Below are 14604 nucleotides of genomic sequence, written 5' to 3'. Positions count from 1 at the left end.
GTTAAGCGGACACTGAACAAAGTAGATCCCCGCCTGGTTGAACACGGAGAGAGGGCAGCTTACATCGCTCTCAGAATTTTAGAAGAGGCAGAGGGAGGGATTCCGGACGACATGCTGAAAAATGTCCTTCTGAGAAGCGGCGGACTTATCTGGAAATGCTGGAATCCTCTGTCGATTTTCGCAGTGAGTTCATGGTGCTTCACACGATCACAACGGTCAATGCCAGCATTGCTATAGCAAATATTATGGGAATTCCCGGTGACAGGTCAGACCGCCTGTATTACGGTGCTCTGCTCCATGATATCGGAAAGGTTGCCACACCGGTTGAAATCTTAGAAAAGCCGGGGCGCTGACAGAAGATCAGCTTTACAGGGAGGAAAGAATCTGTGCGGTGGCGGACAACATCAGTACCCTGATCCGAAAGCGCAGCTATAAGCAGGTCTTCTCAAATGAACAGACCATGAAGATACTCGGTGACATGCCCGGTAGTTAACAAAATAGTGAAATTTTACATTTTTACCACTCCAAATATGGGGTGGTTTTTTTATTTCATAGGAAAGTTCTACGACCTTCCCTATGAAATAAAAACGCTCCGCGGGTTGTGCACAGATGCGTAAGGAAATTATTTGCCTGCGACAAATTGCATCTGGCACGCAAAGTTGTCAAGCCCCTCAAAGAGTGAGGGGATGCGAATGAGCATATTCACAAAATAATGTGAATATGCTTGACAAACAAATAGAACCTGCTATAATTTTAAATATAAAACATATGCACGATAAATATAGCAAATGCACAAATGGAGGTATTGGCATGATCACAGATATGGGGACAATTTTACGAAAGGCAAAAGCAGAAGGATATGGTGTTGCGGCGCCGAATGTATGGAACAGCGTTACAGTAAAGAGTGTTTTTGAAGCCGCTGAGGAGCTGAAGGCACCGGTAATCTTTGACTGCGCAGGAATCCACAGCCTGGAGGAAACGATAGACACAGTGAATTACTATAAGCATAAGTTTCCAAATGTATCCGGAGCAATCAACTTAGACCACGGCGGAGATTTTGAAGAAATTATTACAGCTATCCGGTGCGGATGCACATCTGTTATGGTAGACCGCTCTACCCTGCCGTTTGAAGAAAATGTAAAAGAGGTTGCGCAGATCGTAAAGATCGCCCATGCTGTCGGAGTTTCTGTGGAGGCAGAGCTGGGACATGTGGGACAGGGGTTTGAGTACGAGCAGACCAGAGATTCGGGACTTACGAGGAAAGAAGAGGCAGCCGAGTTCGTGAAGCAGACCGGGGTTGACTGTCTGGCAGTATCTGTGGGAACTTCCCACGGCGCTTATAAAGGAACTCCAAAGCTGGAATTTAAATTGCTGGCCGAGCTTCACCGGATGCTTGATATTCCGCTGGTTCTTCACGGGGGATCTGGAACGGGAGATGAGAACTTGCAGAGAGCGGTGAAAACAGGAATACAAAAAGTGAACTTGTGTACAGACTTGAGTAATGCAGGGCTTGCAAGGTTAAAAGAGTATCTTGGAATTGACTATGACAGTATTGTAAAAGACGGAAGTCTCGGAGAGTTCGGAAACCAGAGTGCCAACATGTATGACTTGTCAAATGCTATGGGAGAAGGCTATAAGAACTTACTGAAACATTATATGAAATTATTTGGCGGAGAAAACAGAGCATAGAGACTTTTAGGACAGTAAAAAAGGAGTAGATTATGAGCAAAGAGAAAATGAGATTTGGATGCTTAGTAAAAAAAGGAGTGGCAGTAGTCAGGGAAAGAGATTTGCCGGAAATCGGTGAGTATGATGTTCTCCTGAAAATGAAAGCCTGCAACATCTGCACTACCGACTACGGACAGTGGCTTGGTCTGAGAGAACACCAGGGATATCCGATGGCAGGAGGACATGAGGCTGCCGGCATCGTAGAAAAAGTCGGGTCCAAAGTGACTGATTTCAAGATTGGTGATCTGGTGGCAACAGGATATGAGGGCTGCGGAAACTGTTCTGCCTGCCGGAACGGGCAGGTGGACCAGTGTGAAGACATAAGAATAGACACGGAAGATGGATACCGCTGGGGCTTCTTCGGTTTTTCAGATTACTGTGTAAAAAGTGTGAGGGGCATTTATAAAATAGCAGCTTCTGTTCATCCGGCTGAAGCAAGCTTTTTAGAGCCGCTGGCTACAGTACTCCACGGGGCAAAAAAGTTAAGGCTCAAGCCATTTGATACCGTGGTTGTCATCGGGGCAGGAACAATGGGGCTGATCAACGCACAGGTGGCAAAGGCTTATGGATGCCGTGTGATTGTATCAGAAATGATTCCGAAGAAAATTGAGACTGCCAGAGCCATGGGATTCGAGGTAATCGACTGCAGTCAGTCAGACCCGACAGAGGAAGTAAGAAAGCTGACAAAGGAAGACGGTGCAGATGCGGTCATTGCAGCTGTGGGAGTCACGGCAGCAAACGATCAGGGTCTTGAAATGCTCAAGGAAAAGGATGGTAAGCTTTTACTGTTTGCGGCAGGCTATCCGGCACCGGAATTACATATTGATTCCAACGAAATGCATTACCGAAGGATGGAACTGATCGGAACGTTCGGCGCCGACAATGAGGATTTTCAGGAAGCCGCAAGAGCGCTCAGCACAGGGGTTGTAGACGTCTCAAAATTAATTGAGGAAAAAACATTCAGTCTGGATCAGATACAGGAGGCATTTGAAGCAGCAAGCCGGCCGGGAATGTACAGGGTAAGTGTCCTGCTGGACCAGTAAAAAGGAAAGGAGAAGGATTCTAAGCAGAGCAGAAATACAGACCCTTATGGATATTGAAAAGAGTGGGGTGAAGCTGTATTTTCAGATGCAGTCAACCGACAGGAAAAACGATTTCTTTAATGCAGGCCATATTATTGCTGGAGCTGACCATTGTTTCACTCATTTTGGGCTGTCTCGGGATAATTATATAAAAGGATGAATGGTTTAGATTGACGGATCACGTATCATTTCTATATACTAGTAGTAAGACAAACAAATTTGCAGAAGACAGGGAGACGCAGGAAGTTGAAAGACGAACGGTTCATGATGAAAGTTGTAAAGATGTATTACAAAAACGGCATGTCGCAGGTGGATATCGGTAAGAAATTAAACGTGTCTAGAATGACTGTCGCAAGAGCATTGGAGCAGGCCAGAAAACAGGGATATGTACAGATCAAAATCAACTTTCCTGAAAACAGCGCTGCCAACGAAGAAGAATTCCTTGAAGAAAAATTTGACCTCAAAGAAGCGATCATAGCTTATCCCAGAGAGGGGGAGGTCATCGAAGAAATCGGGTTTCTCACAGCAGACTACATGATCAGGATAATGAAAAACCATATGACTCTGGCACTTACAAAGGGGATCATTCTTCAAAAAGCCATTCAGTATCTGGAAAAAGACATGAGGCTGAGGCTGAAAAAGTATAAGGATGTAAAAGTAGTTCCCCTGTCCGGCTCCAATAATCCGCCGGCTTCTGCAGATGAAGAATACCGTCTGGCATATTCCAATTATCTGATCGATGTGGTCGCCAAGATTTTAAAAGTAAGTGCATATCAGATCATGGCGCCGCTGGTCGTTGCAGACGAGCAGGCTAAACAGAAGTTTATGGAAGAAGAGAGTGTCCGCAATGTCATCGAGATAGCGGAAGACGCGGATGTAGCAGTGTTTGGGATCGGTGCATTGGATTACAATTCAACCATCATGAATACAGATATCATTCCTCCGGGGGAATATGATCGTCTAAAAGAAAAGGGAGGGGTCGGCGAGATTCTTTGCCATGTTTTTGACATAGAGGGAAACTTGATTGAAGATTCCTTCAACAAGCGTCTGGTCAGTATTTCATTTGAAAATTTAAAAAAGATACCAATCAGAGTAGGGGTTGCCTACGGCAAAGAAAAGCGGCAGGCAATTCTGGGCGCGCTGAGGGCAGGCATTGTAAATGTCCTGATCACCGACATGCAGGCAGCAGAATATTTGATGGATGTAGAACAATAAAACACATATAAACATAATTTAAGGAGGTCCAAATGAACAATTTCACATACTCTATTCCAACAAAGATTCATTTTGGAAAGGGACAGATCACACATTTATCCGAACTGAGGGAGAGCGGAGAAAAGGTCCTGCTCGTCTATGGAGGCGGCAGCATTAAAAAAGCAGGAATCTATGATACCGCAATGAAGATTTTGAAAGATGCAGGACTTTGTGTGTCCGAACTTTCCGGTGTGGAGCCTAATCCGCGGATAGAGTCTGTGGTAAAAGGAGTTAAAATCTGCAAGGAAGAAAAAATCGACATGGTCCTTGCAATCGGAGGAGGAAGTGTCATCGACTGCGGAAAAGTCATTGCGGCCGGAGCCTGCAGTGAAGAAGATCCATGGGAACTTGTTTTACACCCGGAAAAGATCACTGCCGCGTTGCCGATTTACTCTGTGCTTACATTGGCAGCCACCGGATCTGAAATGGATAAATTTGCAGTCATCTCCGATCTGAAGAAAAATGAAAAATGGGGAACAGCCAGTGAGCACATGAAACCAAAGATGTCCATCATGGATCCGGAGTATACTTATTCTGTTTCCAAAAAGCAGACGGCAGCAGGTACAGCAGATATAATCAGCCATATTTTTGAAAATTATTTTACCAATGTGTCCAATGCTGATGTACAGGCACGGTTTGCGGAAGGCCTTTTAAAGAACTGTTTTTACTATGGACCTATTGCACTGGAACACCCGGATGATTATGACGCCAGGGCCAATCTCATGTGGACATCCAGCATGGCAATCAACGGCATTCTTTCAGATGGAGCCGAGGTTGCATGGTGTGTGCATCCCATGGAGCATGAATTAAGTGCATTTTATGATATTACCCACGGGGAGGGACTTGCAATCCTCACACCTCACTGGATGGAGTTTGCACTAAATGAAGCTACCGCGAAGAAATTTGCAGACTATGGAAGAAATGTCTGGAATCTGCCGATGGCAGAAGAAAATATGGAGACAGCGAGAAAGGCCATAAACTGTACGAGAAAGTTCTTTAGGGACATGGGTCTTCCTACTACATTGAGAGAAGTAGGGATCGACGAAACCTATTTTGACATCATGGCAGAAAAAGCGGCGGCAGGTTGTAGAGGCTCCTTTGTAGAGCTCACGAAAGAAGATATCATTCATATTTATGAAAATGCATTATAGGTTCAGAGTAAAATAACAGAAAAAGGCCGGGGTCCTGTCCATGGGAACCGGCCTTTTCTGATGCGTTCTCCTGATGAGTGATTTCTTTTTCAAACACACTGTTCCAGTCCGCGAAAAAATACAAAACATTACAAAGTTATTGAGATAATTTCTTGTTTTAATTTTAACAATATGATAAAATAAGCTAGAGCAAATGAGCTTAAAAACATTACTTACATATGAGTGTGGGATGTTTATTATTTATTCACTGAAAGGAGTTTCAACATGATTTATTCACATGAAGTAGAACAAATGTGTACCGTAGCTCAGGGTGTAAACCACGGAGCTGCTCCAATCCCTGAAGAAGCAAAATGGATCAGTGCAAAAGACGTAACTGATATTTCCGGGCTGACTCACGGTATTGGCTGGTGTGCACCTCAGCAGGGGGGATGTAAGTTAACTCTGAACGTTAAAGAGGGAATCATTCAGGAAGCATTGGTAGAGACTATCGGATGCTCTGGTATGACTCACTCAGCTGCTATGGCATCTGAAATTTTACCGGGAAGAACAATTTTAGAAGCATTAAATACAGACTTAGTATGTGATGCTATCAATACAGCAATGAGAGAACTGTTCTTACAGATCGTATACGGAAGAACCCAGAGTGCTTTCTCTGAGGACGGGCTTCCGATCGGAGCAGGTCTCGAAGATTTAGGAAAAGGTTTAAGATCTCAGGTTGGTACTATGTACGGTACACTGAAAAAAGGACCTCGTTACCTTGAAATGGCTGAAGGATATGTTACAGGAATCGCTCTTGACGATGAAGAACAGATCATCGGTTACCAGTTCGTAAACTTCGGTAAGATGATGGATTTCATCAAAGCAGGCGATGACGCTCAGACAGCTTTAGACAAAGCAAAAGGTCAGTACGGCAGAGTAGATGATGCTGCTAAAATCATTGACCCAAGAAATCAATAGGAGGTAACGAACATGGCTTTATTTGAATCATATGAGAGAAGAGAGAAACAAATTCTTGCTGTATTAAAAGAATATGGTATTAATTCTATCGAAGAAGCTGCTGAAGTTACAAAGGCTGCAGGATTAGATGTATATGCTCAGGTAGAAGGCATCCAGCCAATCTGTTTTGAAAATGCAAAATGGGCTTACACCGTGGGTGCTGCCATTGCAATCAAGAAGGGCTGCAAGAGAGCTGCAGACGCTGCGGCTGCTATTGGTGAAGGCCTTCAGGCATTCTGTATCCCTGGATCAGTAGCAGACCAGCGTAAAGTAGGTCTTGGACACGGTAACTTAGGAAAAATGCTCCTGGAAGAAGAAACCGAGTGTTTCGCATTCTTAGCAGGACACGAGTCTTTTGCTGCTGCAGAAGGTGCGATCGGTATTGCCGAGAAAGCAAACAAAGTACGTCAGAACCCACTTCGTGTTATCTTAAATGGTCTTGGAAAAGATGCTGCACAGATCATTTCCAGAATCAATGGATTTACATTTGTTGAAACTAAGATGGACTATTCCACAGGAAAAGTAGAAGAAGTATTCAGAAAATCTTACTCTGAAGGTCTGAGAGCAAAGGTTAACTGCTACGGTGCAAATGATGTAACAGAAGGTGTTGCAATCATGCACAAAGAAGGCGTTGACGTTTCTATCACAGGAAACTCAACAAACCCAACACGTTTCCAGCATCCTGTTGCAGGTACATACAAAAAAGAATGTATCGAACAGGGTAAAAAATACTTCTCTGTTGCATCCGGCGGAGGTACAGGCCGTACACTTCATCCGGACAACATGGCTGCAGGACCGGCTTCTTATGGTATGACAGATACTATGGGACGTATGCATTCTGATGCACAGTTCGCAGGATCATCTTCCGTACCGGCTCACGTTGAAATGATGGGTCTGATCGGAATGGGCACAACCAATGGTAGGTGCAACTGTTGCAGTTGCAGTTGCGATTGAGGAAGCGGCTAAAGAAGGTAAGTTCTAAGAAATGGCTTAAAATAAGGGTTTTGAGAAGTGGTTAGGAGTAGTGAAAAGTGAGCTAATGTAGGTAATTCCTATATTATTCATACACTACTCCTACACTTATATTCCTACACTTTCGATCGTGTTAAAAACAAGTTATTTTATTTTTTCTATTTCAGTCTTCAGCCATGAAACATCTCTCTTAGTATATACCTTTTCTGTAACATCTGAGATCTGATGACCAACCATGTATTTAATGGCATATTCGTCTACTTTATATTTTTTGGCAGCTGTTATGAATTGCACTCGACCATCATGAGCTCTATGTTCTTCGTTTAGTTTCAATATCTCGACGATCTTCAAAAATCTATGGCGAAATTTATCATAAGTTAACATGTTATTAGATCTATGTGTTTTTGTATCTGTGCAGTTTATCAAATAATCACTACCAAGCTCTATGGCTTCTTCATACCGAGCCTTAATGAGCGGTTTTATTTTTGGATGTATAGGGACAACTCTATTCATACCAGCTTCGGTTTTCATTCCACCTGTAAAGGTGTCATTATCTAAATCTACATTTCTAAGTTCCAATAATCCTAATTCCTGAGGCCTCCATCCCGAATAGCATTGAATCAAAATGACGTCTACATAAGGTATCATATCAACATTTTCCCACAGCAGTTTTAATTCTCTGTCTGAATACGGGATATGACCACGTTTACTTTCTGTACTTTCTTTAATGATATCATCCGAAACATTGAATGTCCTGGCATAATTCCTATCTACTATTTCATATTCCACACCATAATCTAGCATAAGATTAAACATGGATTTTATTCTGGATTTAACGCCGGCAGTTGGGCATCGTTTCTCGCCTTTGATGATGGCGACCCCTTCTTCCATACATCCTTTTATATGTCTGGCACGCAGATCTTTAGCTCTCATATCGTATATAGACGAACAATATGCCCAGGCTGCTTTAATTGTACGTTTACTAGTGTCCGATTTAAGAGTCTTAAAATATACTTCACACCAACGTTCGTACAAGTCTTTTACTGTTATATCAGGATCGAGATCATAGGGGTTTTTGTTATATTCCACTAAAGCCGCATATGCATCGTTATACGTTGAAAAATACGATTCTGGTTTCAAAGGTTTGGAAATCGGCCGACCAGTAGAAGTCTTACCTACCGTCACCATCGCTCTAAAAGGTTTTCTAAGGTTTCTATTTTTTATTTCACTTATTTGACCGAAGCCGTTTGGTAATCTTCTTCTTTTATTGGATTTTCTTCGTCTTACAGTGTTCTGTTCTGACTTCAAGGGAAATCCACAGTGCGGACATGATAGGGCTTTATCGCTAACCTGTAATTCACATTCGGGACATTTTATTAACATTGTTGATCCTCCTCTCATTGTTTTACAACATTATATAAACAGAGTGTAGGAATTGTCAATTCCTACATTGTGGAAAATATTACCATCCAACATTTACTAAATATCGTTATATAATGCTAATTTAGATTAAAATTATATAGGTGGTATTTAGAATGGTTTTAGGAGAGGATGTTACGATTTGTCCAAATTGTGGAGGTACTTTGAAATATTATGACAAAGTTCAAAGAATCGTGAGAACAAAAGAACGACAAACAAGCTGGGTGACGATAAGGAGGTTTAGATGTACAAGATGTCACCATGTACATAGAGAAATACCAGATTTTCTTTATCCGTATAAACAATACGAGGCTGAGATTATAAACGGTGTTTTAGAAGGATTTATTACTTCTGAAACAATCGGATTTGAGGATTACCCTTGTGAGATTACAATGCATAGATGGAAGTCGCATAAATAACGAACAGTAGTATTACGCACAAAATGGCGGGCTAATAAAATTGGTCTGCTGTTTATATTTTTGTGCTTGAAACTGCATTCGCGAAATTTACACATTCTATTATGAGAAAACAATGAATAGATGCTGGTAGAAATCCAGTGGTAAGATGCGAAGGTGTATGGACGTTTCCATACCTGCCGGGGCAACGCTTTCGTCAGGCTGTCCCCTGAAGTCATTGTTTTCTCTTTTTTTTTTATCTAATTTAAAGGAGTGTTCAAATAGGAGGAATAAGTCAATGAAAGAGCAAGAAAAATTGAAGTATGTTCAAATTGCAAGGGAATTATTTTACCCAGAAGCAGTGATACGGAAAATTCAAACGACTAAGAATGAACATCAATGTCAACAGATACTTTATGAAGCGAGAACGATGGAAGAAGGTAAATAATACCACTGACTTTGTTTTTACTAAAAGTAATTCTAATCCTAGAATAGTATTTGAAAGGAGGCAGAAGTAAGTGGAAGAATTTACACGCGGTTCCGTACCCGTTGCAATAGCGGCTCGGGTATATGGAAAAGATGCATCATGGGTGAGGGCAGGTATTATTGCTGGATGGCTGCCGATTGGAAAGGCTACCAGAAATGGTAAACTTGTATCCAGTATCGAAGAAATGGATTCAAAGTATGGCCGAATCAACTTTTATATTTCACCAAAAAAATTATATGAAGAAACAGGATATGTATGGAAAGGAGAACGGGTTTGGCATGGGAACAACGATAAGTCCGGAGATATCACAAAAAAATAAGTATTGGATCGATAGACATAGATATTATGAACTGAAACATTTTTGTTTGCAGTATCCTTTATGGAAACGATCTTACTTGGTTTTGGACGGCCTAAGCAAACGATCAACGGAGATTAATAACAATTGTACATCGAATAAAAAAGGTGATCCCACAGCAAAATGTGCGATAGCGAAAAATTTCTACAAAGAACGTATGGATATGATAGAGAGAATCGCTGAGAACACCGATCCAGAACTGGCAAGTTACATTTTAAAAGCTGTTACTGAGGGTGTTTCCTTTAGTAATCTTAAAGCTAGATTAGAAATTCCGTGCGGTAAAGATACATACTATGATCGATATAGGCGGTTCTTTTGGTTGCTTAGTAAGGAAAGGGGGTAAATATGAAGATTGTGGATGTGGCTACTAAAAGGGTTTATCGGTTTAACTGCCCGAATTGTGGTAGCCGGCTTGAAGCTGAGAGCCGGGAACTTACGGACGTTGGTGGGAAGATAAGTAGATTTTTTTGCCCTGTTTGTAGAGAAGATCGCTACATTGGGTGGTCGGATCTTCGAAAGAAAACAGTTTATGAAGGTGAGAATTCGCGCTAATAAAGTAAACTTCAAAATGGAGGGGTTGAGCATTAGTACTTGACCTCTTCTTTTTTCTTTTCGCTAAATTTACATGCTCTTATACGAAAGGAGAGATGAATATGTTTAGTAGAGTTGATAATTTTTTAGTTATTACAACGAACAATCTTATGGCGTTAGAGGCTACAACAGAATGGGTATATGGGATATTGAAAACGACATATTTTATACAAATAGAGTTGTTTCCGAATTTGACTTTATATCGCATATATATTCCTATAGGCCAAGATTGGGATAATAAAATTAAAAAGAAACTAACAGAATATTTAACAGCAAGACATCTTAAATTATTAAAGGAGTCCTAACACGGACTCTTTTTTTAGCTCGCGAAATTTACAAGGAGTATTATGAAAGAGCACACATATTTAAAGGAGGAATAGTAATGTTTAAAATGAAATTTAAAATCGTTGAAGTTACTGAAAGTGGAGCAGTGGTAACCCACTACTTACAGGGTAAGAGAAGCGATGTAAAAAAGGACATTGAAATGTTTAAAAGAAACTCTAAGCAATATGAAATGTTTGGGAAAAATGGAATGACCGTGTGGAATTAAGGTTTACACGGCCTTTCATTTTTATCCTAGATTAAAAACCGTACACAGGTTATAAGAAAACGTGATATTTTGATATATAAGAAATACTCGAAAAATAGTTTCGAACTGACGTAGTACGTCTCGCGAAAATTACAAAGTGTATTATGAAGAAACGGTTAGCTCAGTTTGGTGGAGCACCACGACTACGTCGGGGATGACACGGGTTCAAATCCCGTACTGTTTCTTTTAACTTTTTCAACCAATAAAAAATTGAAAGGAGAGGCATGAAATGTTTGTTTTATTTTTGGCAGGGGTTTTTGTTGGAGCTATTTTGACTGTAATTATTATGAGGACAAAGAAGATGGGGGTACTACGAGTGGATACATCGTCTGACGATGGCCCTTATTTGTTTTTAGAATTACCAAAAAATGTTGATGAAATCTGCGGACGTAAATATGTCATTTTTAAGGTTTGCGTAAAAAATCTGCTTTCGCAGAAATAACATACACTTTTGTGGTAACAGAAAAATTTATTTGAAAGGGGAAACTATGGAAAAAACAAGAAAAATGTTGGAAGAAGAGATTGAAGAAAAACTCAAATTTATATCTTCATCAGATCCTGATAGCAAAGAGCATTCGATGGCAGTGCAGGACTTATCGGTTTTGTATAAGCTGAAAATCGAAGAGGATAAAAACGTGTTTGACTGGGCTGAGAACCTAAGAGAACATGGAGAAAGATCAAAAGAACAGAAAATCAGATTATTATTAGATGGGGTGAGTATTGTATTACCAATGATGTTCTATGGTGTATGGATGAGAAAAGGATTTAAATTCGAGGAAACTGGATCGTTTACTTCTACGACATTCAGGGGGTTATTCAATAGATTCAAACCTACGAAATAGAAGAAACGGTTTATCAAGATGAAGTTCGTGTAAAACGCATGGACTTCTATCTTTTTCATTTGTAATAAACAATTAATGTCGTATATGAAGGAGAAGTATTAAATAAATGCGATATCATTATGAAAAACCTTCAATATATTTATCTATGTACGGTCAATTGTATACATGCAACCACCCGGTATACAAACGATGTACATTATTTACGATCAATGATAAAGGACTGGCTGTCATACAACAGCGATTCAATACTGATGATAAATCTACTTGTTGGACAGAATTAGATCCGTGGTTAACGGATGATCTATACTTACATAAAAATTTTAAAACATATTTTGATGAACGGTCTGGAAAGTGTAAGGACGGCTTATATCCAACAGTTACGGTCAGACAAATAATGTGGGCATTAAAAATGAAGCCCATACCCAGACAAAGATGGGAAACCGTGTTTGACCGGAGAGAAATATAAGTCAAGAGTTTAAATCGATTTATTTCCATGATATAATTATTACCTATTAATTGAAGCGGAGGAAAATATCATGGAAGAGAAAATAACAGAAAAAACTTTTGAACATAGTGAGCCGTTACCAATGTGCGAAATTTGTCCAATTGGATTTGAAACGTGTTCTGGATGTAGTTCATATAGTTTTTTGAAAAAACGGGAGAGAGGTGAAGAATCCAAATAATCTAATGATTTTAACTTTAATGATATGGTAGTAGAGGAAAGGTAGGATGGGGAAAATGAGAAAAAGAAGTAAACTGTTAGTTGTCATAGGAATTGCTATAATATTATGTTTTAGCTTTGTTGCTTGTGGCAAAGCAGAAGACAATAAGGGTGTTAAATGGCCAGAGGGAGAAAATTCGGACTTGTTGCCCAATTTACCAGAAGGTTCTAAAATAACTCAAATATCGCAAAGCAAAGATGGATTAGGAGCCACTGTAAAGAATATTTCGATGGATGATTGTAAGGATTTTGCAAAAAGATGTAAGGAAAAAGGATTTAATGAAAAAGTTCAAACAATAGAAAACGAGGGTGAATATACTTTTGGTGCTTATAATAAAAAGGGAAATGCATTGGCTGTATGTTACGGTCGCAATCTTGAAGATAATGAAAAGGACAAGGAGATGTCAGTTATGATATTCCCACCAGAAAAAGAAACGAGCAAAACTAAATAGTGATGTTAAAAATAGAGGATGGCAGAATGACAAAAAGAAGAAGGATATTGAGTGTTTTAGGAATTACTTTTGTGATGGGCTTTAGTCTCATCGCTTGCGGTAAAAATGAGAATTCGACTTCCAAGGAAAATGTTAAGACAAAAGAAGTCGCAACGACAGAAGACAATAAGGGTGTAAAATGGCCAGAAGGAAAATTTTCGGACATGTTGCCGGATCTACCAAAAGGTTCCGAAATAATACGTATATCGCAAAATGAAAGTGGATTGGGCGCTGGTATAACAAATATGTCTCGTAACGCTTGCAAAGATTTCGTAGATAAATGTAAGGAAAAAGGATTTAACAAAAAAAATGAGTTATATGAAGATGACACCCATTATGGTATTAGAGCTGAAGATAAATCAGGAAATAGATTAACCATCGGATATGACGTTCCCGAAGACAAAAACGATAAGGAAGAGGTATCAATTTTATTATTCCCACCCGAAAAAGAAACAAGCAAATCTGATAGTTAATTCGCGAAAATTTCAACTCCTTTTATGGAACGGTAATAGTTTTGTAAAAGGAGGTAAGTTTATGGACGAAAAAAAATTCGATAAGAACATGATGGAGTTAATAACCCAAGGGACAGACAAAGAGAAATTCGATGCCTTGTTCTGGCAGAATCAATTAATTCTTGATATGCTTAGAGAAGATCGAAAAGAAAGAGACGAAATCAAGAGATTTATGAAAACTTTATCGTAGGCAATAGAGCTTAGGTTAGAAATAACTTAGGCTCTATTTTTTATATCATTAAGGAAGGAGATAAGATGGAATTAAAAAAGATTTTTGGACAGCATAGCGCTTTTATTTTAACCTGTATTGCCGGAGCAGGAGTTATTGCAACTTCCATATCTGCAGCCCAAGGGGGTATGGAAGTTTCAGAACTGTTAGCCGAAGCGAGAGGTGGCGGAGAAGAACTTACTGTTAAAGACAAAATCGCTATAGCAACTCCGGTATATTTTCCTGCTTTTATGTTTGGTGTGGCAACAGTAACGTGCATATTCGGGGCCAATGCGATTAATAAGAAACAGCAAGCGTCGTTACTTGGAGCTTATACAATAACCAAGCGGTCATTCGAGAAATATCGACAAACACTAATTGAAAAACACGGGATAGAAGCGGATACCGAAATAAGAGAATCCATAATAGCCAGACAACATTGCGATTATCATCAAATAGGTTTGGATGTTCCAGATCAAAAATGTATATTTATAGAACCAATTTCTGGGCAGGTTCTGAAATGTTACGAGCGGGAAATTATGGACGCAGAATATCATCTAAACCGAAATTTTGTACTTCGAGGGTTCGTTTCATTAAACGAATTTTTGGAATTTTTGGGGTTGCCTAAAACAGATCGAGGGGCAAAAACAGGATGGTCCATTGACAGCGGGTTTTACTGGATTGATTTTGAGCATCGTTTACTTGAAGATAAAAAATATTTAAAACACTATACGATTGAACCAGTATTTCCGCCAGATGAAAGCTATTTGGAGGGATGGCAATAAATTCGCAAAAATTACAACTGCTATTA

At 39.9% G+C, this 14604-nt stretch carries 21 protein-coding genes, 1 tRNA gene and 1 pseudogene; 22 read left to right on the top strand and 1 reads right to left on the bottom strand.

The annotated features are described in order from the left end of the window. The first annotated feature begins 155 nt into the window (after positions 1-155). The 7 genes and pseudogenes from P8F77_RS10515 to P8F77_RS10485 all read left to right on the top strand — a co-directional run bounded on the left by P8F77_RS10515 (position 156) and on the right by P8F77_RS10485 (position 7193). Complete coding sequence (locus P8F77_RS10515; protein WP_235824658.1) at positions 156-353, top strand: HD domain-containing protein; 198 nt, start codon at positions 156-158, stop codon at positions 351-353. 457 nt (positions 354-810) lie between these two features. Beyond that, positions 811-1689, top strand: coding sequence for a class II fructose-bisphosphate aldolase (locus P8F77_RS10510; protein ID WP_024727298.1), 879 nt, complete (start codon positions 811-813; stop codon positions 1687-1689). A gap of 32 nt (positions 1690-1721) precedes the next feature. Continuing rightward, the gene (locus tag P8F77_RS10505; RefSeq protein WP_287519733.1) at positions 1722-2771 is read left to right on the top strand and encodes a zinc-binding dehydrogenase; all 1050 of its coding nucleotides are present in this window, start codon (positions 1722-1724) and stop codon (positions 2769-2771) included. 303 nt (positions 2772-3074) lie between these two features. Beyond that, positions 3075-4025 (top strand): sugar-binding domain-containing protein, encoded by a 951-nt coding sequence (locus tag P8F77_RS10500; protein WP_347256130.1) that lies wholly within the window; start codon positions 3075-3077, stop codon positions 4023-4025. Positions 4026-4057: 32 nt separating this feature from the next. Beyond that, complete coding sequence (locus tag P8F77_RS10495; protein WP_024727301.1) at positions 4058-5215, top strand: iron-containing alcohol dehydrogenase; 1158 nt, start codon at positions 4058-4060, stop codon at positions 5213-5215. Between the two features lie 264 nt (positions 5216-5479). Further along, the gene (locus P8F77_RS10490) at positions 5480-6172 is read left to right on the top strand and encodes a nitrogen fixation protein NifU (protein ID WP_024727302.1); all 693 of its coding nucleotides are present in this window, start codon (positions 5480-5482) and stop codon (positions 6170-6172) included. 12 nt (positions 6173-6184) lie between these two features. Beyond that, positions 6185-7193: pseudogene (locus P8F77_RS10485) on the top strand (GGGtGRT protein). A 134-nt stretch (positions 7194-7327) separates the two neighbouring features. Here the strand turns inward: P8F77_RS10485 and P8F77_RS10480 are convergent. Continuing rightward, positions 7328-8566 carry a tyrosine-type recombinase/integrase gene (locus P8F77_RS10480; protein ID WP_347256129.1) on the bottom strand — a complete coding sequence of 413 codons (1239 nt, stop codon included), beginning with the start codon at positions 8564-8566 and terminating at the stop codon, positions 7328-7330. A 152-nt stretch (positions 8567-8718) separates the two neighbouring features. Here P8F77_RS10480 and P8F77_RS10475 point away from each other — a divergent pair, with 152 nt between their 5' ends. From P8F77_RS10475 to P8F77_RS10405, 15 genes are all read left to right on the top strand, one after another. Beyond that, entirely contained in the window at positions 8719-9021 is a 303-nt protein-coding gene (locus P8F77_RS10475; RefSeq protein WP_347256128.1) for a DUF6431 domain-containing protein, read from the top strand. Positions 9022-9295: 274 nt separating this feature from the next. Beyond that, a complete protein-coding gene (locus P8F77_RS10470; protein WP_347256127.1) occupies positions 9296-9445 on the top strand; it encodes a hypothetical protein in 150 nt (49 codons plus the stop codon). 70 nt (positions 9446-9515) lie between these two features. Then, positions 9516-9803: a hypothetical protein gene (locus P8F77_RS10465; RefSeq protein ID WP_347256126.1), complete on the top strand. Its 288-nt coding sequence runs from the start codon at positions 9516-9518 to the stop codon at positions 9801-9803. Continuing rightward, entirely contained in the window at positions 9763-10182 is a 420-nt protein-coding gene (locus tag P8F77_RS10460) for a hypothetical protein (protein WP_347256125.1), read from the top strand. The genes P8F77_RS10465 and P8F77_RS10460 overlap by 41 nt, the downstream gene beginning before the upstream one ends. A gap of 2 nt (positions 10183-10184) precedes the next feature. Further along, complete coding sequence (locus P8F77_RS10455; RefSeq protein WP_347256124.1) at positions 10185-10391, top strand: DNA-directed RNA polymerase; 207 nt, start codon at positions 10185-10187, stop codon at positions 10389-10391. A gap of 101 nt (positions 10392-10492) precedes the next feature. Then, complete coding sequence (locus P8F77_RS10450; RefSeq protein ID WP_347256123.1) at positions 10493-10735, top strand: hypothetical protein; 243 nt, start codon at positions 10493-10495, stop codon at positions 10733-10735. A gap of 77 nt (positions 10736-10812) precedes the next feature. Next, a complete protein-coding gene (locus P8F77_RS10445) occupies positions 10813-10980 on the top strand; it encodes a hypothetical protein (RefSeq protein WP_347256122.1) in 168 nt (55 codons plus the stop codon). 149 nt (positions 10981-11129) lie between these two features. Next, a tRNA-Val gene (locus tag P8F77_RS10440) sits at positions 11130-11203 on the top strand. A gap of 45 nt (positions 11204-11248) precedes the next feature. Further along, complete coding sequence (locus tag P8F77_RS10435) at positions 11249-11461, top strand: beta-lactamase induction signal transducer protein (RefSeq protein WP_347256121.1); 213 nt, start codon at positions 11249-11251, stop codon at positions 11459-11461. Positions 11462-11507: 46 nt separating this feature from the next. Then, positions 11508-11861, top strand: a complete 354-nt coding sequence (locus tag P8F77_RS10430) for a hypothetical protein (RefSeq protein WP_347256120.1) — start codon at positions 11508-11510, stop codon at positions 11859-11861. 536 nt (positions 11862-12397) lie between these two features. Beyond that, on the top strand, positions 12398-12544 hold the full coding sequence (locus P8F77_RS10425) for a hypothetical protein (protein WP_347256119.1): 147 nt from the start codon (positions 12398-12400) through the stop codon (positions 12542-12544). A gap of 55 nt (positions 12545-12599) precedes the next feature. Further along, the gene (locus P8F77_RS10420; RefSeq protein ID WP_347256118.1) at positions 12600-13034 is read left to right on the top strand and encodes a DUF6591 domain-containing protein; all 435 of its coding nucleotides are present in this window, start codon (positions 12600-12602) and stop codon (positions 13032-13034) included. Positions 13035-13036: 2 nt separating this feature from the next. Further along, positions 13037-13546 carry a DUF6591 domain-containing protein gene (locus tag P8F77_RS10415; RefSeq protein ID WP_347256117.1) on the top strand — a complete coding sequence of 170 codons (510 nt, stop codon included), beginning with the start codon at positions 13037-13039 and terminating at the stop codon, positions 13544-13546. Positions 13547-13607: 61 nt separating this feature from the next. Continuing rightward, entirely contained in the window at positions 13608-13775 is a 168-nt protein-coding gene (locus tag P8F77_RS10410; protein WP_347256116.1) for a hypothetical protein, read from the top strand. Positions 13776-13840: 65 nt separating this feature from the next. Then, entirely contained in the window at positions 13841-14578 is a 738-nt protein-coding gene (locus tag P8F77_RS10405) for a DUF6353 family protein (protein WP_347256115.1), read from the top strand. Positions 14579-14604 lie beyond the last annotated feature (26 nt).

The sequence above is a fragment of the Anaerostipes sp. PC18 genome (assembly GCF_039789045.1).
In the GTDB taxonomy this organism is placed as follows: Bacteria; Bacillota; Clostridia; order Lachnospirales; family Lachnospiraceae; genus Anaerostipes; species Anaerostipes hominis.
Note: the sequence above shows the minus strand (reverse complement) of the source record. Positions and strands in the feature narration are given on the sequence as shown.